This window comes from Aquimixticola soesokkakensis (assembly GCF_900172375.1).
Taxonomy (GTDB): Bacteria; Pseudomonadota; Alphaproteobacteria; order Rhodobacterales; family Rhodobacteraceae; genus Aquimixticola; species Aquimixticola soesokkakensis.
On the sequence record NZ_FWFS01000004.1, the window covers coordinates 149,399 to 166,950 of the forward strand.

A 17,552-nucleotide genomic window follows, 5' to 3' on the forward strand; every position below is an offset into this window, starting at 1 on the left:
GTTCCTCATATGGTCAAAATGCCGCGAGCCGCATAAACAGACTCTTCAATGCCCGCGCCCACTGGATCGCGCAGCATCAACATGAACGCGTTGAGTGTTGCCATGAGCGGGTCGATCTTTGACTTGCCCGCGACTTCCTTGGTGATCCGCACTGCAGATCCTTTGATTTCCGGTTTTGCATTGCCGACCGTCCAGGCCATCAGATCCTGCCCACCATGCAGAAAAGTTTTCTGCTTGAGCATACGCTCGAGGCCCCAGATAGCCGGAGAAAGCCGCCAGTCTTGCCCGACGATCACCAGCTGCTCATAGGTGATCCCCTTGCCGAACATCTGGAACTGGATCGCGGCACTGTTTGTCGTGTCGACCCCGATGGCGCCCTGCTCAGGAAGCAAACCTGCGGCCAACAAGCGAGCCGCCGTTTCAGCTACTCGGCTCACGTCGCCAGAGGTGTCATCGTCGGCCAGCTCAACAAGATCGCCGTCCTCGGCGAACTTCTTGAGGCGAGGCACGATTTCCTCGCGCAGCTCAAAGACTTCTGGATGCGCGAACGCGCGCGCCCAATGCAACCAGCGTCCGGTCTCACGGCAGCGACCAATAACGGCCTCAGCAAACAGATCGTCCAACCCGCCACCGTCGATCCCTTGGACCGCGACCTCGCTACGCTCGATCAGCTCATCAAGCGTCAGCCCGACCTCAATGCAGTCTTCCCAATACTGTGCACCAAGCCAACCTGCAGACAGGCCAACGCCAATCTCGATATTCAGGTGCTGGCTTGCCCAAATTTGTTCAGCATGTTTCGACACCCGACCATTGTTCGAATAGTCATCCCTGAGCGCCTGCGGATCGATAGACAGCCCCAGGTTTGGTAGAACCAAGCCCCAATTGGCTGGATCGCGCCAGAACTCCTGCTTGCGCTGAAGTTCCAAGGGGAACTCATAGAGCACGGGCAACATGATCGGCGATGGACCCGCCCGCCCGTCTCTGATTTTTCGCGCCTTGTCCAACTCGGTCCGCCACACACCGGCCGGACTTTCGTCGGATTGGGTCGTGATCATCAGCAGCTTGCCGCGCTGCTTCGTAATCCCACCGCCCCTGATTTGCTGCATCACTGCCGCAGCACGGGGAAGTTTTCCGAGCTCGTGGACCTCATCGATGATGGTCAGAACCGGAATTTCCCCGGTCACGATATTGGTCCCGAAAGTTTTCACTGCGAGGCTGGTGTTTGTCTTGCGCCTCGTAATTTCACTGTCAGAGTCACTGACGTGAAAAATCTTCTTCAGTGTATCGTCAATGTCGATCATGCCGCGCGCCTGATCAAAACAGCGCCCTGAGATCGCCTGTGACGGGCCCACCAGCATCATCTTCCGGTTAGGCGTCTCTTCCATGTAAAGGGCCGTTAGCCCCAAACCGGCAGCATAGGTCGTCTTCGAGTTCTTCTTGGGAACCTCGCAGAGCAATTCCCACACAATTGGCTGGAAGGTTTCAGGGTCTTCGCTCGCTAGAAACGCGACAAGGATATCCCGAAACCAATCCCCGCATGCGTCCGCAAGGTAAGGTGCGCCCGCAACATCTGGCAAACGGAGCCGGTTGAAAAAGGTAACCACCCGTTGCGCTCGCTCTTCGTTGACGGGAACCTCTGCCATCGGGGGCAAACCCGCTTGCAGACGTTCCCACCAGTCAGGACATGCGAAGCGCGGAAGCGCCTCACTGTTTGACATGTCCGGATGCCTCGCGCTCAAGCTCCAACATCAGCTCGGCCTCAGCATCCTGCGCCTGAGCGCGAACCATCGCCTTTTTGCCAAGCCCATCTGCGGCCTGTGCTTTCTCGGGCTTCTTTGCCAGGAAGCGTTCAGCTTGCATCTGATCGTTACGGTCGAGTTGCTGTTGGAAAACGCGTGCCGCACCAATCACACCATCCATCGCAGCTTCGGCCATAACCATAATCCGTTCAGCGTCGAGCCTGTCGCGCATCATCTGACGTTGAGACAGCTCGGCTCTAAAATACCGCTTCAAAGTGGCCAAAGAGCAATCAATGGCATTCGCCACACGATCGTTACTCCAGCCCAATGCAAGCAACAGTTTGACTTTGTTACGATTTCTTTCTGTGACCTCAAAAGTCGGGCGTCCGCGCGCGCCCTTGCCGGGCCGAACAGGGTTGCCGAACAGGTCAGAAACTTCTTCGCCCATTAAAAAAAACCTCCAGATGAGGGAGTTGACCGGTCTAGCCCGGCGGGCACCCCAGACTTTAGACCTCCCCCCCTCCCGCACCACCAAGGCGCAAGACGCCGAGCCAGCCCCTCCGGTCATCGCCCGCCGCGCTTTTCCTCGCGTTGCTTCACCGTGTCGTGGCACCGCTTGCACAGGCACTGCAGGTTCTGCTCATCCCAGAACAGTTCCTCACTGCCCCGATGCGGCGTAATGTGGTCAGCAACCAACAGCGAAGTGTCCGCCTCCAAGCGCCCACACGTGCGGCAGGTGAACATGTCACGCTGCAACACACCCCAGCGCAGCTTCTGCCACTTGGCCGTGCCATAGAGCCTACGAAGCGGGTTAGCCTTCATCCGCACCCGATCATGCTCGCGATCACCTTGCGGCAGATAGCGGACGATGGACGGCATGCGGTGCACACCATCTCGCAGGAGCTTCAAGCGCGCCATCAGGACACCATTCTGTTGGGGGATAAACGCAAAAGCGCCCGCCGGTTTCCCGTGGGCGCAACTGTAGATGATGACAATAGACGTAGAGTGGGCAGAGTTAAGCGTCAAGCCCCTTTCTTCAGGTCATAGCCCTGCATGCGGTCCAGCGCCCCGCACAGCGCCTCTCGTAACGCCTTGCGGGTCCTGGTATCCGCTACCCACCCAGCAACCCTCAGCACCTGATCTAGCGACTGCCCACCGATGCACACCGCGTTGACAACATCGATCGTGCGGATCAACCGCCGCTTACCTTCCCCGCCTCGCTCCGAGGGGCGAACCCGACGCACCGACAACGCATATCCAGTGCCCACGCGCGCGCGCAAACGATCGAGGCGCAGACTGTCCGCCAGCTGCGCATCCATGACATCGCGACCACCTTCCCCCGACGCCATGCGCCCCTCAAGCGACGAACACTTGACGCCGTTCGCGGCAACCCGTTCAGCCAAGGCCGCATAATCCCGACCTGCAGACACCTGTCCGGGCGTGAAGGGCGCCACATAGACCGCCGCGTCATCATTGGCTTTCGCCCGCGTGAAGGCGCGCGCGGCATCCGCCTCCATCAATCCGAACGCATCGAGCCTGCGCATTGCATGCCGCCCCTTGTAGCCCGCTGGCTTGGCGCGCTCGGTCGAGCCTTTGACCTGTTCCATCGGCATAAATGCCTGCACCGGCCCGCGTGCAGGCGCTTCGGGAATGTCGGGCCCGCAGACTTCCGGCACCGCACCACGCGCCCTGATCGCAGCAATGCGCGCAACCTCCAGAGATTGCACCATGGCGACACCGCTCTTGCCCACGACGATGACCCGGTGCCCACTGACTTCTGGCACCTCGACCCGCTTGACCATCATGCCGCCGCCCCTTCGGTTGACCCATCCGCCCGTTTTTGGCGACCAATCGCCACCACACGGCGCGCGCGATCCTGATCGGCCAGATAGCGGCTCAGCCAGTCCCGATCCTCCGGCCCCGCCCCGTCGCGCGCGATCCGCTCGTTGATGATCGTCCGGTGACGATTGTTCTGTTCGGCGGCCAGCTTGAGCTGGCGCATATCCATCGCAAGCGGCGGGCGACGATGCTGCACAAGCCAGCGATACAGCTCGACCAGATAGCCACCGACCTCTGCCTGCGGCCCCTCGATCGAGGCAAGCCAACTCGAAACGATCCGCGCCTCCTCCGCCGGCATCTCCTGCAAGGCCCGCGCATTCGTGCGAAACGTGACCTCCGCCGGCCAGATCGCATCGCCACATTGCTCGATCATCACTTCGGCGAGCGTCTTGATGTTCTCGACATCGAGGTAGCCCAGCACCTCAGCCAACCGCGCCTTGAACTTCTCGTGCATCTCCGCCGACACGCCTTTGCGCCGCACGAACCCCGCCTCGTCAAGCCTGTCGATCAGATGCTCTCGCACTGCCGCCTTGCCTGTTTTCTCTGCGCTCTCGTTTTCCATCTTTTGCCCTTTCTCAGCCCTGCCTCGCCCACCACAAGCGCGACTTATCCACAGTTTCGACCCGCAAACGTCAGACACTGTCCGACTGTCTTTTCAATTTCTTGTCTATGTCCCTGTCGTAGCGGACAGTCTGAGACTGTCCGAAACTGTCTCAGACTGTCTCAGACTGTCTTTCGGACAGTTCAGGACAGTGTTTCCAAAGTTCAGGATGCACCCCGCCGCGCCAAATTCAGCCGCAGGGAATGATCCGACCATGCACCAATCGCCCGCTCTATCCAGGTGCCGCCGCGATAGCCGCATCCTTGTTCATTCAGCCACTCATCGATCCAGCGCACCGCCGCATCATTGGCCCCGAGGTCTTTGTGATAGCCAGCAATCGTGATCCGCAGCCGCTGCAACCGCTTGGCCGTATTCGCCGCCTCGTTTTTCGCGCGGTTGTCCTCCTTGCGCGCAATCGCTTCCGACAGGGTTTTCACCACAAACGGGTGCATGAGCCTGACCTCGCCACGGCAGTTGCACGGCTCCCAATTGTGCAGCGGACCGAACGGCAGAGCGCACAAAGCCTCGAAATGCTCAAAATCGGTGAAAACGAGCTTGGCCAGGGTCTTCATATCCACCGGCAGGGTGCCGACCGGCGAATGATCGAACGCAATGTTGGTAAGATCGAAATAAAGCGCGCGACACTCCGGCAGCCCCTTGAGCCGCATATCCGAGTTGAGCCAGCGCCGCCGTTCCCACGGCATGAAATAATGGCTGTCGATCCGGTCCTCGATCGAGAACGGATAGGACGGCAGCGTTTCGATATCGACAGGCCTCACTAAAGCAACCATCCGGCATCCCCTTTAACAGCAGGCACAATCTCAGATGGATAATCCCCGTCCCGCTCCAATTCCTTGCGGCATGGCGGCACCCACGCCATGCGCGGCGCGCCCTCGAAGCCAGACAGCCAGATCAGCCAGGCATATGCCGTGGCCGTTGATCCCTCAGGCGCGAGCCGCCCCTTGTGCATCACCACCCGCTCACTGAACTGCAAAACCACCGCAGGCGGATTGACCGAGAACAGCCGCTGATAGCGCCCCACGCCCTCCAGAAAGGCCGCGCGCACCAGGAATGCGCAGCCCTCACGGCTGGTCGCACAGGCGCGCGCAATGAACTGTTCGGCAAGGCGAAACGGCGGGTTTGTGATCGTCCAATCGACCGGATCAGGCTCGGCCCCGAACAGGTAGTCGCCCTGCGCGAACCCCGCGCCATAGTCGTGGATATCGCTCGCCTCGACATGGGCGAAATACTCACCGAGCGGGCGCACCATATGGCCCCGATTGGCCGCAGGTTCGCGACAAAGACCCGACAGATCGAACCCCTCGGCGATCAGAAAAGCACACAGCGCGCGGGTAGCCCACGGCGGTGTAGGGAAATCATCGAGGCTGTCATGCGCCTCGACGCGGCGCTGCATCACAGCGGTGGAACGGTTGGGACCGCTCATGCTGCATCTCCCTCAATCCGTGTGGCCCAAGCCCACTTGATTTGCGTGAAATCCAGCACAGGCAGACCGTAGCGGCGGTCGAACCACGCCTGCATGTTGCCGAAGTTGGCAAATCCTTCCATCGCGGCCAGCGTCTCGAAGTAAGCCGGATTGTCCCGCCGCTCGCCGTTCACATAGGCCGCATCGCGGTGGATCTCGATCGGCATCGCCGCGGCACAGGGCACACGCAACAACAACGCGCAGCGCGGGCTACGCATGCCGGTGTAGAGCTGCAATTCCTGCCCTGCCCGCGCATGCGCCCGCTTGCCATTGGGCCGGATCGTAGACCACTTTTCGCCTGCCTGAATGGCCGCACTGAACTCGGGCAGGAAATTGTAGGCCACCATTATCCAACCTCCTCAAACCAGGCATCTACAGCGCAGGCCAGAAGAACATCGAGGACCGCAATGCCACCGCTCGCCTGCTCCGCCAACCAAGCCCGGAACGCCGGATCATACTGCGACAACGCCTCTGCTACCTGATCCGCTGGCGCGTTGCGGCGCGTCAAGCGACCGGCATCAACTGCGCGCTTGATGATCTTCCCGACAACAGCAATTGAAATCCCGTGATCCCGGGCAATTTTCCGGATCAGATCACCCCGCAGATAGGCGCGCTCAACGCTTGAATTCCGTGCGGTTTTGGCAGGGCGCCCCCCGCTGTGCCCGCGCACATAGGGCAAATCGACACCCGCCGCGCGCAACCTCTGGCGGATGCTCTGAACACGCCGAACGGTGATTCCCAGCGCGTCCGCAATCTCCGGGCACAACGCACCCGCCCGCGTCATTTCGGCCACCGCCTCATCGTGCAGGGCATGACTCGGCACCTGATCCGCAGCATCCAACATCACCGCTCCCCTTCCGAAATCCCGACCAACTGCGCGCGAAAGCCCGCAACGGCAGCCATCAGCTCGTCGACCTCGCGCAGCAGATCGCGCGCCTCGGATTTGGTCACGATCCCGCCGCCGTCCGACCCCTCGCCATGCGCCGCGGCATGCGCGCCAAGCAGGTCGGCGAACTCTTTGGCGATCTGGTGAACACTCACTCCCTGCGGCCCGCTTGAGGCAATCGGCTGGAAAAACCCGTGAGCGAGCGCTGCAAAATGCTGCGCCACCGGCACCGCCGTTTCGGGCACGATCCGCCCCATCCGGTCGAGGTAGTTCACCCCCAGCCCGCCGGGGCGCTGCTCGGACAGCTCTGTGCCGTGTGACAGCGTCGACACCCCGACGCCGAGGTCATTGGCAACCGCCTCAAGCCCGCCGCCTGCGCGGATTGCGGTCTGAACGGCCGATTGGATCGAAGCAGGGCGCAAGTTACGCATGGGGAAACTCTCCGCTGGATTTCGCGAGACACCGCCCGCGCAAATGGGGAAACTGAAAGCGCGCCGGAGCAATGCCCTCTCCGGCGCGCCCAATGCCAACCACACCGCGGGAGGAGGAGCACAGCGCGGTCGACCATTCGGGATGGGGAAGTTTGAGAAAAGTCATGCGGCTTCGCCACCTGATCTGGGCTGACCGCCGTCTACCCAACTCTCGCGGACCACATCGGAGCCAGAATGCGCTAGCAAGATTTCCAAGGCTTCGAGATTAAACCCCCTCGCCCGAGCGCCAAAGATCAAAGCGGCCCAATAGCGGGCTGGCACACTGCCCCGTTGAAACCAACGATGAACAGCAACCATTTCAATTTGAGGATCTTCAAGGCGAACATCTTCGAGCACCGACCGGCGGTCGGGCCATTTCGACAGAATTGAGATAACTGGACGTTGATGCATACGCCCGAATTAATGACCATTATGGTAACTTGTCAATCATCCAAACTGGAAATTGCGACCAAAGCGGTCATTCCGCATTGTTTGCACATGCCAGCAAAGATCGAACCCAAGCTCTCAGAAGCGCTCCGCAATGAAATGACGCCCGAAAACATCGGGCGGCGCCTGATGCTGCTTCGCGAGGCTCAAAACCTAAAATCCTCTGAAATGGCTGACCTTCTCGACATTCCTAGGACCTATTGGTCGCGGTTTGAGGGAGGAAAAAGAGCGATTACAGAACCGGTTGCAGCCATGCTGGTTGAACGATTTGATGTCACGCTCGATTTTCTCATCCTCGGAAGGTGGGACAGATTGCCATACGAACTTGCCGAGCGCATGCGAGCAATTGATCTGGCGAAGAAGAGTTGATCCAGGCTTTCACCCGAAGTTTTTGCAACCAGAGCCATTGCGTACAATCGACTGCTCCCGCTCCAGTAGTCCATCGGATTCCTCACACACCTTAAGAACATTAGATGAACACTAATTGAACTAACGCCTTGCGACTTGGCAAGCGCAAAATATCAATGTCCATTTTGGTCACAAAATGTCTTGACAGTGACCGCTATGGTCACAATAAGATGCCCCCATCACCACCCTGATGGAGGCATCAATGATCATTGACTTCACAAGCTGCGAAGCGGTCAAACACGCCCGCCGGATTGTCGCCTACCCTGACATCACAGACAGCCCGAGCCAGCGCGCGCTTGCGTGGAAAATCGAAATGTCGCAGCGCGGCAATCGCATGGCCGTGCACCGCATCGCCGATCAAACCGCCACTCACATCCGCGCCGAACGTCTGGCCGATGCGGTAGACCGCGCGCAGCATACGGGCGGTGCCGCATGATGCCCCGCAGCCCGATCGCCGAATTCATCGCCCGCCTCGAATGCGCACAAACAGCCGAGGAAAAGCACGACGCTTTCATGGCCGAGGCCATCGAGACAGGTGGATTTTACGCCATTCCGCGCGAGCAAGCAGCACCTGCCAGCTACATGGTCGAAATCCATTTGCATGGCATTTTCGGATACGGCCGCAGCGAGGCCGAGGCGCAGCGCTCCTGGGCGCGCACAGCACAGCGCCACCTTGAAACCCTCGAAACACAGGACCGCGCCGCGTGAGCCTGCAAATCTACATCATCGGCACAGGTCTGGCCGCCTGTATCGGCCTCGCGCTCGCCTTTGCCGCGCGCCTCTGACCCAACGCCGATGACCTCCCGACCCGTCACTGCTCCGGGTCGGCACTTGCCGGAGCGCCCGCTCCTCCCCGTTCGCGCTGCGCGCTCCGGCCCTTTCTCCCCCCCTGCCACTCACGGCACCACCCGCCCGCGCAATCCAGCGCGGGCCGAGCGAAAGGCTGAACCATGACCGACACTGTCGACAGTACAAGCGACGCGCGCACCGCAAACAACGCCGTGCGCCACACCTACCGCGTCCTTTCGGACACCGAGAAAGCCCAGATGCAGCGCGTCAAAGACATCGGCGCGGCCTTCATTGCCGAGCTGCATGCGATTGGCGGCACAGGTCTGGAAACCGACCGCTTCGCCTCGCGCGACCTGTCGCTGGCCAACACCCACGCCGAGGACGCCGTCATGCGCGCCGTGCGCCACATCACCAAATAAGGACCATTCCCGTGATGACCCAACGCAAAACCCCGACGCAGGTCGCCAAGGTCGAACCGCACGATCCCTACAAGATGCGGACCATCGAGCAGATCCTCGCACTTTTCGACAGCGGCGACTTTCTGGCGCAGGTGCTGGAAGGCCACAAACAGCTGCAGCTCGATCTGCTTGAGCACAAGGCCGAGCACGGCACCAAGGGGTGCCAGGGCAGCATGACGCTGCAGGTGAGCTACGCGCTCGGCAAATCCGGCGATGTCGCCATGGGCGCCACCGTCAGCTTCAAAGCACCAAAGAAGCCCCCCTCGAGTGCGGCAGCTTTCATCAACGATAACGGCGAGTTGACGCTCTACAGCCCGTTCATGGCGCGCATGCACCAACCCATCCGCGATGTGGAAGATTTCGACCCCGAGACCGGCGAAATCCGCGACATCGACTGACTATTCGACCTTTCAACAATGAGGAAAACACCATGACGGACCACGTCACACTTGAAAACGAGGCGCAGACGATGCGCGATGTGATGGAGGCCCTTGGCCACCACGAAAAGATCGAGACGCCCGAGGGCCACGATCTGACCAAGGCACATCTGATTACCCTTCCCGAAAAGCGCACAGTCAAAGACCTGACCAGTGACCATCGTGCAGCGCTGGAATACCTCAAACCCGCGCGCCGCAAGGGCACTGCGCGCCTTGAGGATCTCGACAGCCTGATCATCTGGGCGAACCGCTTCAAAGGCGACACATCGGCCCTGTTTGCAAAACCTGACATGAGCGCCCCGACCTTGACCTGCATTGCCGACTATCATGCTGCGGGTGCCGTCGATCCGGTCAATCTCGGCGGCGACCCCACGGCCCGCCATTGCCATCACCGTGCCGTCTATGGCTTTCCGCTGTCGGATGAATGGAAAGCCTGGATGAAGGTCTCGGGCGCGCCGCTCGAAAAGGACGATCTGGGCGAATTCATTGAAGCGCAGGCCAAGGACATCATGGACCCGACGCCGGCTGTGCTGTCGGGCAGCGTCAGCGACAAGAACGAGCCATGGGAAAACCGCCTGATCCACACGGCGCGCCAGATCGAGGGCAGGTATGGTCAACTCAACCAGTTGCTCGCCATGTCAAAGCAGTTTCAGGTGTTCGAGACCAGCGACCTCAAAGTGTCAACCAACCGCGACACCGGCGAGGCCGAAATCCAGTTCCTCAACGAACACAGGACTGCCGACGGCAAACCGCTCAATATCCCGAACCTCATCATCATCGCCATTCCCGTGTTTTTGGGTGGCGCACCTTATCGGATGCCCGTGCGCTTTCGCTACCGCAAGCAGGGCGGCTCGGTGAAGTTCATTCTGTCGATCTACAATCCCGAAAAAGCCTTCGAGGCTGCGTTCAAGGAAGCTGTTTCCCGCGCCACCGAGGAGACCAATCTCCCTCTATTCATGGGCAGCCCCGAGGCCTGATGCACTCTTTCTGGCCCCTCTTCCCAGAGGGACCAGCGATGGCACATCACCTTTTCGGAGACCCCCAATGGACCGCAAAACCTATTGCCATATCCGCGCCATGGCCTGCCTGATCAGCTTTGACGCCGATGGCCCGCGCGAGGCGCAGACGCTCTTGCACCAGCTCACCCGTGCGAACATCGCCACGCTCGACAGCAACCCGCACGGCGCAAGCGTCACCATGCTCGGCATCCGGGGCGAATTCGCAGTTGGCGAGCGCGCTATGCTGCGCGCGTGGCGCGATGCGGCGAACGTCGAGATATACCACTGCGAGCTCGTGGGATTTGATGATGCGGAGGAAGCGGCATGAACGCCCTTGTCCCGCGCAAAAGCAGCACCCCCGCCCGCGATCGCAGACGTCAAGTCCTGCGCATGACCCTCGCCTTCCAGATCTGGCAGTTCGCAACTCCGCGCGGCTGGGATGTCGATCTGGAGGAGCTTTGCACCCACACCCGCAGATCACCGCAGGCCGTTGCCCGCATCCTGCACCTCAAAGGATGGCGCGCGCGCATCCGACCCTCGAAAAGCGAAGCTCACGGGCATGCTTTTCACGACGCTCCGACAAAGCGCAAGGCCGATGTCAGCGAAAGGCTGCTGAGCGGCCTGCCCGAGGATCTGACCACGCTCATCGTCTGAGCGCCCACCCATCAAGGATCACCCCCATGACCAATTCCCTTGCAGACCTGAACACCCACCTCTTTGCACAGCTCGACCGCTTGGCGTGCGACGGCCTGACCCCCGAACAGATCGAGCAGGAAGCCAAACGCGCACAATCCATCGTGGCTATCGCCGACCAGGTAAGCGCGACCGCACGGCTGCAACTGACCGCCGCTACGCTGTTTGCCCAGCATGGCAAGGCGGTGTTGCCGATGCTCCCGCAAATCGGCAATGCGCGCACCATCGAGGGCAAAGCAGAGGACGCCGCAGGATGAAGGGCCCAAAAATCCACTACAGCACCCGAGAACTCGCGTGGATCGAGGCGCGAGCAGATCAGCCGCGCCGCGCTCTGCATGCCGCCTTTGTTGAAGAGTTCTCGCGAAGCGATGTCAGCTTCGACAACCTCAAAAGGCTCTGCACCCGCAAAGGATGGAAGACGGGACGAACCGGTTGCTTCAACAAAGGCCAGGTCCCGCCAAACAAGGGCAAGCGCATGCCCTTCAACGCCAACAGCGCAGCGACGCAATTCAAGCCTGGCCACCCGGCGCCCAATCTCCTGCCCCTCTGGTCCGAGCGCATTGGCACGGATGGCTACATCGAAATGAAAGTGCCACGCCGCAATCCGCACACAGGCCACGCAACCCGCTACATGCACAAGCACCGCTACTTATGGGAAGAGACCAATGGGCCGGTGCCCGAGGGCTACTGCCTCAAGGCGCTCGATGGCGACAAAACGAATTGCGACCCTAAAAACTGGGAAGCAGTCCCCCGCGGCCTCTTGCCGCGCCTGAACGGCCGCTTTGGCCGCGGCTATGATGACGCCCCCGCCGACCTTAAACCCACGCTTCTGGCCATCGCCAAGCTCGAACACGCCGCCCGTGAGGCGGGAAAGGACACAGCGTGAGCCTCCCCCACAACCACACCGGCGCTCTGCTTTGCATGCGTGGTGATACTGCGACCGGCTTCAAAATCGGCACGCTATACGCAGCACAGGACGGACGCATCCGCAACGACAGAGGCGTCCAGTACAGCATCGGCACCACGGGCAACGCAACATTCCAGCCATTGCGCGAAACGCACAGCGAGATGACCTCGCGACCGCCGCGCGAGCTTGGCTGGGCGATCTTGGCTCTGGCGGCTGTTGTGGTCGTGACTTTGGCGTGGCTCTTGGCCGGTCGATTTTTTTGAACTGAAAGGGAAAGGAGACCCCAATGACTGAAAAACTCACCAGAGAGGCCGCGCGCAAAGCCTATGCGGAATCCGGCCTCGACTATTTCCCACTGACCTATGAACGCATGTCGGCGCTTCGCGATGCGATCAATTCGGAGATGCTCGTCGCAGGACTGATGCAGGGCACCTACCACATGGCCCACCCTTCGATGATCCGCATCCACGGCAAAAACTGTGCCGAGTTGCGGTGCGTGTCCTATTACTTCGAAGACAGGGAAGCGGTCACGTTCAACGCCGATGGCTTTGTGGGCTTTGCAGGTTGGGCCGACGAAACGAACGTGCAGCCGATCCTGCGGGGATTCCTGCAATGGGTCGAACATGAGGCCGAAGTGGCCGAACTCAACTGAATCCAAAAATCCCCGGAGTCCCAAATGCCGAGAAAGAAGAACCGCCGGAAAGAGATGCAAGCAAAACGCCGTGCGGAGGAAGCCGCGCGGACTCCGAAGCCGAAGCCCGCGCGGCGGGTAGGCATCATCGCGCACCATCACCCGAGCGGCGCCAACTTGGCTCTGCTTACCGCGGCGGTCGCCCGCCTCGACCGATCCAGCTAACCCCGGAGGCCCAATTGACTTGGAAGATGCTGAAACCTGCTGAGAAGCTATGTGACCGCCTCTGGCCGACCTCAGAGCAAAAGCTGCCGCATGAGATCATCAAGCTAAACGATGAGAGCGCAGCAGTCGTGATCGACATAGATGGCGTCGATTACATCCTGACCATGCAGGAAGTGCCGAGGCAACGCCCGCGCCCTGCGTCCAACTAACCCCCGGAGGCACCATGCCGAAGCGCATACAGATGCACCGCAAAAAAGGCGGATGGCGCAAAGACCACCCCCACGCCGTGATCGTCGCTCGCCCGTCCAAATTCTCGAACCCCTTCAAGGTGGGAGATGATGGCGTTCCAGACCGCGCCACGGCGGTCGAATGCTTCGAGGGAATGCATGGCTTGATTGACGGTATAGAGGAATTGCGCGGCAAAGACCTCGCCTGCTGGTGCCCCTTAGACCAACCATGCCACGCGGACGTTTTGATCCGCTGGGCGAACCAAACCGGAAAGGACCACTGAACATGAGCCTCGACCGCTCTTTTAATGAAAAAGCCGAGATGTGGTCGCAGGATCGTGCGGCGCTCGCCCTCGGGATGAATTGCTCTCATTTCCGTAAGAAAAAGAAACAGTTGCAGGAAGAAGGCTTCCCCGAGGTGGACCACATCACCAAGCGCTACGTCGCCGCAGATGTGCGCGCTTGGATCGCGCGGCGTAGAAAAGTGCGTGATCCTGAGGCCCCGCCAAGGCAGACTATTTCCGGCACAATCGAAACCGTGCCGAATATCTCAGGAGCAATCAACTATGACAGCCTATAAGCCTGCGCTTTGGGACGGGTCCGATCCGTCCTACGCGCCGGGTCTTTCCTGGAGCAAACGCAATGCGACGTGGAAAGCCCCCAAGAAATATTCGGAGGCAGGGTTTGAGCCTGCCCGCGTCAACCTCAACCTTTCCGGCACGAGGGACGACGAGCATCAGCTTGCCCGCGCCGAATTGTGCCGCGCCCACACGCGCGCCATGCTGGAATGGTGGGACAAACTGGACAAAGCAGAATGGGACACCGGCAGCTTTGGCTACCTGATCCACCGCTATTTGACCGATCCAGAAAGCCCCTATGCCGAGGTGAAGGCCAACACCCAGAAAGGTTACGCCTATTGCTGCGACTATTGGAACGGCGCCATCGGCAACGTGAAGATCACAGCACTGGATTACCGCGAGCTCAAGCGCATCCAGAAGGCCATGCAGGACAAGGGCCGATCGGTCGCGTTCATCCATCGCATGATCACCAATATGCGCATCCTCGCGTCCTATGGCAAAATCCTGAAACTGGCAGGGGCCGCAGACCTCAAAGAGACTTTGAGCGAAATGCGCTTTCAATCCCCGTCCGGCTCGACAACACGCCCGACCCGCGCCCAGATCGAGGCCGTTATCGCCGTATCAGATCGCGACGGGAACGCGGCATTCTCGGCTGGCCTCATGCTGCAATTTGAGTTGTCCTTACGCGCCGTGGACGTGCGCGGTCAGTGGTTTCCCATTGATGAAGCAGCCTTTGGCAACGGCGGGATCGTGCGGCGCTCTGTCAGGACCGTTCATAGCGGCCTAAAGAAAGGCGACCGCACAGTCATTTTCACACGCTGGCAAGACGGGTTGCGCATCGAACACTTCGACGCGGACATGACCAGCTTTGTGAAGGTGATTTCAAAAACGGAAAAGTCGATGCCTGAGCCGATCCGGTTCAGCCTCGAACATCTTCCCGATTTGCGTACACGCTTGATTGCCCTTCGCGGGGATCGTGTGATGGGGCCGCTTATTGTTACCGAAGCACATGGCCTTCCTTTCGAGCGCAGCGCATATGCCGCGTGCTGGAGGCGCTACGCCGCCCTTGCGAACGTCCCTTCACAAATCAAACTCAAGGACGCGCGCGCCGGTGGTCTGACAGAGGCCGAGAGCTATGGTGCAGATCCACGCCTTCTTCAAGCAGCCGGTCAGCACGCCAACTTCACTACCACAGAACGCTACCTGCGAAACAAAGACGAACAGGTGAATAAGGTTGTAGAGCTGCGTCAGGCTGGAAGGAATCGGAACGTCTGACGAACGGTGGATTGAGAAGATAATCCACTCACGATCCAACCGAGAACAAGATATAAACTAAGTGATTGATTTTATGGTACCACCACCCCGGCTCGAACGGGGGACCTCCTGATCCACAATCAGGCGCTCTAACCAACTGAGCTATGGCGGCACTGCGCGGGGATTTACACAGAGCACGGGGCGATGGCAAGGGGCTGGGGATGGAAATTTGTGAAAATGCCACCCCGGCCTCTCCCACCCTGCCCCGCTCTGTGCCCTGTTGGCCCCCGTTGCGCCGCGCGCCGCACTCTTGCGAGGGCATCTGCGATCCGCTAGGTCAAGGAAACCCTATTGGAGACCCGACAATGAGCATCAACAAGGAAAGCGACCTGTCCGCGAATATGCAGATCGGCCCGACCTCGCTTGGGATGGTTCGCATCTACATCGAGGCCGATGGCGTCGAAATCCCGATGGATTTCGAACCCGAGGAAGCCGAAGAAATTGCGGAAGAAATCCGCGCCGCCGCAGCGCAAGCGCGCCACCTGTCAAAATAAGGCGCGCCCGTCACGGCAGCGCGCGCTAATCGCTTGCCCCCGCGCGCCCCGTCAAGACATCGCTGACGCGGGGGTCACGAAAGGCCGAAAGCCTGCGCGCGGCTGTGCGCGCAAACAGCCGCGTCGTCGCGCTGCGCCGCGCTCCGGCCAGCTTTGCCGATGGCCCCATCCGCAAAATTTCTGCGTGAAACGCATCGGCGATAATCAACCCCGTGTCCTCGGGCAAGAGCTCGGTCGGGAAATCGGCGTCCACCGCCCAGAAAAACCGATCGCACCACGGCAAATAATTCTGCCATTTGGAATCGCTCATAAAATCGGCGCGGCTGGATTTACACTCGATGATCCAGATTTCCCCCTTGGGCCCAAGCGCCATCACATCCACCCGCAGCCCGCGCGCGGGCACCAGTTCCTCGACACAGGCGAAATCATAGCCCCGAAGCGCACGGCACACCCCGCGCGCAAGCCGCTGGCCCGGCTGCGTGGTGGCAAAGAAGCTGTCGTCGGAAAAGTCTCGGGAGTCGGCCATGCAGGAATTGTGAACACAAAGGGAACAAACCGCAAGCAAAATGCCTGCCCCATGGGGGCTTGAAGCGGCGCCCCTGCAGGCCTAGATGTGGGGTCGGCGGGATCTGCTCGGTGCGTGCGCGAAGGGTGCAAGTCTCCAGTGGCCTTAAGCAACTCCGAGGGAGCTGGCTCTGTCTGGACCCTGGTCCATTTATCTGGCGCCCACCTGATATATCAGGTCCTCGGGAGCATGGCGCCTGTACGGCTGCTGCGGTCCCCCGCCACTTTTCACCAAAACGCCGCCATCCCTGTTCGGGTGGCGGCGTTTTGTGTTTGGGGAGGGCACATCCTGCGGCCTTAAAAGGCCTCCGGTTTTGCTTCGCGGGCCATGTGATCCAGCACCGCATTCACAAATTTGGATTCGCGCCCCTCGGGGAAAAAGGCCTTGGCCACATCGACGAACTCGGTGATGACCACTTTGGGCGGCGCAACGCCTGCCACCAGTTCCGCCCCGGCGGCACGAAACAGCGCCCGCAGGGTCGGGTCGATGCGCGCGATCGGCCATTTGGCCACCAACGCACGGTCGGTCATCTGGTCGATTTTGGCCTGACGTTCGACGGCAGATTCGGTGATCTGGTGAAACAGATCCGCATCGCCATCGATGTATTCGTCGCCCTCATCGGTCACCATGCCAAAGCGGTGATCGTAAAATTCCCGCCGCACGCGGTCCACGGACATGCCGGCTGCTTCCATCTGGAACAGGGCTTGCACCGAATAAAGCCGCGCCGCCGAACGCATTTCGCGTTTGCTGGGCGGTTTGGGGGCGTCTTGCGGCGGGGTATCGGGCGTATCGGTCATGCGGTCGCGGGTCCTTTTGCATCACCGGCAAGGCGGATCGCGTCGGAGGTGAAGCCAACGCCTTTGCCGGAGCGCCCCCATTTGCGCGAAAGCGCGACCAGATGCAAGGCCGCAGCCGCCGCCCCACCGCCTTTGTTCTGGCCCTGCGCCTCGGCGCGCACCTCCGCTTGGGTGCGGTTTTCGACCGTCAGGATGCCATTGCCGATGCACAGCCCCTCAAGCCCCATCAATTGCAGCGCGCGCGACGAATCGTTGCAGACGGTGTCATAGTGGGTCGTCTCGCCGCGGATCACACAGCCCAGCGCCACATAGGCGTCGAAATTGGCCAGCCGGTCGGCAAGACGGATCGCTGTCGGCACTTCCAAAGCGCCGGGCACCTCGACCACCTCCCAGGTGCCGCCGCAGTCCTCGATCATCGCTTTGGCCCCGGCGACCATCTGGTCCGCAATGTCTTTGTAATAGGGGGCGACCACGATCAGGACTTTGACCGGAGTATCAAACTCGGGCAGCGGCAGGGTGTAATGCTGTTCGTTGGCGGCCATGGGATCGTCCTTTGGAATTCATCT

Annotated in this window: 30 protein-coding genes and 1 tRNA gene; 17 read left to right on the forward strand and 14 right to left on the reverse strand. The window is 60.5% G+C overall.

Annotation, left to right across the window (positions count from 1 at the left end; translation table 11 throughout):
- Positions 1-5: 5 nt before the first annotated feature.
- From AQS8620_RS06475 to AQS8620_RS06520, 10 genes are all read right to left on the reverse strand, one after another.
- Entirely contained in the window at positions 6-1,718 is a 1,713-nt protein-coding gene (locus tag AQS8620_RS06475; protein ID WP_085836034.1) for a terminase large subunit domain-containing protein, read from the reverse strand.
- Complete coding sequence (locus AQS8620_RS06480; RefSeq protein ID WP_085836035.1) at positions 1,705-2,187, reverse strand: hypothetical protein; 483 nt, start codon at positions 2,185-2,187, stop codon at positions 1,705-1,707. Before AQS8620_RS06480 ends, AQS8620_RS06475 begins: the two co-directional genes overlap by 14 nt.
- Before the next feature lie 116 nt (positions 2,188-2,303).
- Entirely contained in the window at positions 2,304-2,765 is a 462-nt protein-coding gene (locus AQS8620_RS06485) for an HNH endonuclease (RefSeq protein WP_234990396.1), read from the reverse strand.
- Positions 2,762-3,544: a hypothetical protein gene (locus AQS8620_RS06490; RefSeq protein ID WP_085836037.1), complete on the reverse strand. Its 783-nt coding sequence runs from the start codon at positions 3,542-3,544 to the stop codon at positions 2,762-2,764. Before AQS8620_RS06490 ends, AQS8620_RS06485 begins: the two co-directional genes overlap by 4 nt.
- The gene (locus AQS8620_RS06495; protein WP_085836038.1) at positions 3,541-4,140 is read right to left on the reverse strand and encodes a hypothetical protein; all 600 of its coding nucleotides are present in this window, start codon (positions 4,138-4,140) and stop codon (positions 3,541-3,543) included. The genes AQS8620_RS06490 and AQS8620_RS06495 overlap by 4 nt, the downstream gene beginning before the upstream one ends.
- 203 nt (positions 4,141-4,343) lie before the next feature.
- A complete protein-coding gene (locus AQS8620_RS06500; RefSeq protein ID WP_143267447.1) occupies positions 4,344-4,970 on the reverse strand; it encodes a hypothetical protein in 627 nt (208 codons plus the stop codon).
- Positions 4,958-5,623, reverse strand: coding sequence for a methyltransferase (locus AQS8620_RS06505; protein WP_085836039.1), 666 nt, complete (start codon positions 5,621-5,623; stop codon positions 4,958-4,960). Before AQS8620_RS06505 ends, AQS8620_RS06500 begins: the two co-directional genes overlap by 13 nt.
- Positions 5,620-6,009 carry an ASCH domain-containing protein gene (locus AQS8620_RS06510; RefSeq protein ID WP_085836040.1) on the reverse strand — a complete coding sequence of 130 codons (390 nt, stop codon included), beginning with the start codon at positions 6,007-6,009 and terminating at the stop codon, positions 5,620-5,622. The genes AQS8620_RS06505 and AQS8620_RS06510 overlap by 4 nt, the downstream gene beginning before the upstream one ends.
- Complete coding sequence (locus AQS8620_RS06515; RefSeq protein WP_085836041.1) at positions 6,009-6,506, reverse strand: helix-turn-helix domain-containing protein; 498 nt, start codon at positions 6,504-6,506, stop codon at positions 6,009-6,011. Before AQS8620_RS06515 ends, AQS8620_RS06510 begins: the two co-directional genes overlap by 1 nt.
- A complete protein-coding gene (locus AQS8620_RS06520) occupies positions 6,506-6,979 on the reverse strand; it encodes a hypothetical protein (protein ID WP_085836042.1) in 474 nt (157 codons plus the stop codon). Before AQS8620_RS06520 ends, AQS8620_RS06515 begins: the two co-directional genes overlap by 1 nt.
- A 444-nt stretch (positions 6,980-7,423) precedes the next feature.
- Here AQS8620_RS06520 and AQS8620_RS06525 point away from each other — a divergent pair, with 444 nt between their 5' ends.
- The 16 genes from AQS8620_RS06525 to AQS8620_RS06600 all read left to right on the forward strand — a co-directional run bounded on the left by AQS8620_RS06525 (position 7,424) and on the right by AQS8620_RS06600 (position 15,091).
- Positions 7,424-7,834 (forward strand): helix-turn-helix domain-containing protein, encoded by a 411-nt coding sequence (locus tag AQS8620_RS06525; RefSeq protein WP_085836043.1) that lies wholly within the window; start codon positions 7,424-7,426, stop codon positions 7,832-7,834.
- A 241-nt stretch (positions 7,835-8,075) separates the two neighbouring features.
- Positions 8,076-8,309 carry a hypothetical protein gene (locus AQS8620_RS06530; protein WP_085836044.1) on the forward strand — a complete coding sequence of 78 codons (234 nt, stop codon included), beginning with the start codon at positions 8,076-8,078 and terminating at the stop codon, positions 8,307-8,309.
- The gene (locus AQS8620_RS06535; RefSeq protein ID WP_143267448.1) at positions 8,309-8,581 is read left to right on the forward strand and encodes a hypothetical protein; all 273 of its coding nucleotides are present in this window, start codon (positions 8,309-8,311) and stop codon (positions 8,579-8,581) included. Before AQS8620_RS06530 ends, AQS8620_RS06535 begins: the two co-directional genes overlap by 1 nt.
- 242 nt (positions 8,582-8,823) lie before the next feature.
- Positions 8,824-9,081 (forward strand): Acb2/Tad1 domain-containing protein, encoded by a 258-nt coding sequence (locus AQS8620_RS06540; protein ID WP_085836046.1) that lies wholly within the window; start codon positions 8,824-8,826, stop codon positions 9,079-9,081.
- Positions 9,082-9,095: 14 nt separating this feature from the next.
- Positions 9,096-9,518 (forward strand): YfdP family phage-associated protein, encoded by a 423-nt coding sequence (locus tag AQS8620_RS06545; RefSeq protein ID WP_085836047.1) that lies wholly within the window; start codon positions 9,096-9,098, stop codon positions 9,516-9,518.
- Between the two features lie 32 nt (positions 9,519-9,550).
- Entirely contained in the window at positions 9,551-10,534 is a 984-nt protein-coding gene (locus AQS8620_RS06550; RefSeq protein ID WP_085836048.1) for a DUF2303 family protein, read from the forward strand.
- Between the two features lie 67 nt (positions 10,535-10,601).
- The gene (locus tag AQS8620_RS06555; RefSeq protein WP_085836049.1) at positions 10,602-10,883 is read left to right on the forward strand and encodes a hypothetical protein; all 282 of its coding nucleotides are present in this window, start codon (positions 10,602-10,604) and stop codon (positions 10,881-10,883) included.
- Positions 10,880-11,209 (forward strand): hypothetical protein, encoded by a 330-nt coding sequence (locus tag AQS8620_RS06560; protein ID WP_085836050.1) that lies wholly within the window; start codon positions 10,880-10,882, stop codon positions 11,207-11,209. Before AQS8620_RS06555 ends, AQS8620_RS06560 begins: the two co-directional genes overlap by 4 nt.
- A 26-nt stretch (positions 11,210-11,235) precedes the next feature.
- The gene (locus tag AQS8620_RS06565; protein ID WP_085836051.1) at positions 11,236-11,505 is read left to right on the forward strand and encodes a hypothetical protein; all 270 of its coding nucleotides are present in this window, start codon (positions 11,236-11,238) and stop codon (positions 11,503-11,505) included.
- Positions 11,502-12,134: an HNH endonuclease signature motif containing protein gene (locus AQS8620_RS06570; RefSeq protein WP_085836052.1), complete on the forward strand. Its 633-nt coding sequence runs from the start codon at positions 11,502-11,504 to the stop codon at positions 12,132-12,134. The genes AQS8620_RS06565 and AQS8620_RS06570 overlap by 4 nt, the downstream gene beginning before the upstream one ends.
- The gene (locus AQS8620_RS06575; RefSeq protein WP_143267449.1) at positions 12,131-12,418 is read left to right on the forward strand and encodes a hypothetical protein; all 288 of its coding nucleotides are present in this window, start codon (positions 12,131-12,133) and stop codon (positions 12,416-12,418) included. Before AQS8620_RS06570 ends, AQS8620_RS06575 begins: the two co-directional genes overlap by 4 nt.
- A 23-nt stretch (positions 12,419-12,441) precedes the next feature.
- Positions 12,442-12,807: a hypothetical protein gene (locus AQS8620_RS06580; protein ID WP_085836054.1), complete on the forward strand. Its 366-nt coding sequence runs from the start codon at positions 12,442-12,444 to the stop codon at positions 12,805-12,807.
- A gap of 230 nt (positions 12,808-13,037) precedes the next feature.
- Positions 13,038-13,220 (forward strand): hypothetical protein, encoded by a 183-nt coding sequence (locus AQS8620_RS06585; RefSeq protein ID WP_085836055.1) that lies wholly within the window; start codon positions 13,038-13,040, stop codon positions 13,218-13,220.
- Positions 13,221-13,234: 14 nt separating this feature from the next.
- Entirely contained in the window at positions 13,235-13,522 is a 288-nt protein-coding gene (locus AQS8620_RS06590; protein WP_085836056.1) for a DUF4326 domain-containing protein, read from the forward strand.
- Between the two features lie 2 nt (positions 13,523-13,524).
- Entirely contained in the window at positions 13,525-13,818 is a 294-nt protein-coding gene (locus AQS8620_RS06595) for a hypothetical protein (RefSeq protein WP_085836057.1), read from the forward strand.
- Positions 13,805-15,091: a site-specific integrase gene (locus tag AQS8620_RS06600; RefSeq protein ID WP_085836058.1), complete on the forward strand. Its 1,287-nt coding sequence runs from the start codon at positions 13,805-13,807 to the stop codon at positions 15,089-15,091. The genes AQS8620_RS06595 and AQS8620_RS06600 overlap by 14 nt, the downstream gene beginning before the upstream one ends.
- A gap of 74 nt (positions 15,092-15,165) precedes the next feature.
- Here AQS8620_RS06600 and AQS8620_RS06605 read toward each other — a convergent pair.
- Positions 15,166-15,242: transfer RNA gene (locus tag AQS8620_RS06605), tRNA-His, on the reverse strand.
- Positions 15,243-15,435: 193 nt separating this feature from the next.
- On the opposite strand from AQS8620_RS06605, the gene AQS8620_RS06610 reads away from it, so the two are divergent.
- Complete coding sequence (locus AQS8620_RS06610) at positions 15,436-15,624, forward strand: DUF6324 family protein (RefSeq protein ID WP_085836059.1); 189 nt, start codon at positions 15,436-15,438, stop codon at positions 15,622-15,624.
- A gap of 25 nt (positions 15,625-15,649) precedes the next feature.
- On the opposite strand, the gene AQS8620_RS06615 is transcribed toward AQS8620_RS06610, so the two are convergent.
- From AQS8620_RS06615 to AQS8620_RS06625, 3 genes are all read right to left on the reverse strand, one after another.
- Positions 15,650-16,150 carry an MmcB family DNA repair protein gene (locus AQS8620_RS06615; protein ID WP_085836060.1) on the reverse strand — a complete coding sequence of 167 codons (501 nt, stop codon included), beginning with the start codon at positions 16,148-16,150 and terminating at the stop codon, positions 15,650-15,652.
- 335 nt (positions 16,151-16,485) lie between these two features.
- Entirely contained in the window at positions 16,486-16,986 is a 501-nt protein-coding gene (gene nusB / locus AQS8620_RS06620) for a transcription antitermination factor NusB (RefSeq protein WP_085836061.1), read from the reverse strand.
- Positions 16,983-17,528: a 6,7-dimethyl-8-ribityllumazine synthase gene (locus tag AQS8620_RS06625; protein WP_085836062.1), complete on the reverse strand. Its 546-nt coding sequence runs from the start codon at positions 17,526-17,528 to the stop codon at positions 16,983-16,985. Before AQS8620_RS06625 ends, nusB begins: the two co-directional genes overlap by 4 nt.
- Positions 17,529-17,552: the final 24 nt, after the last annotated feature.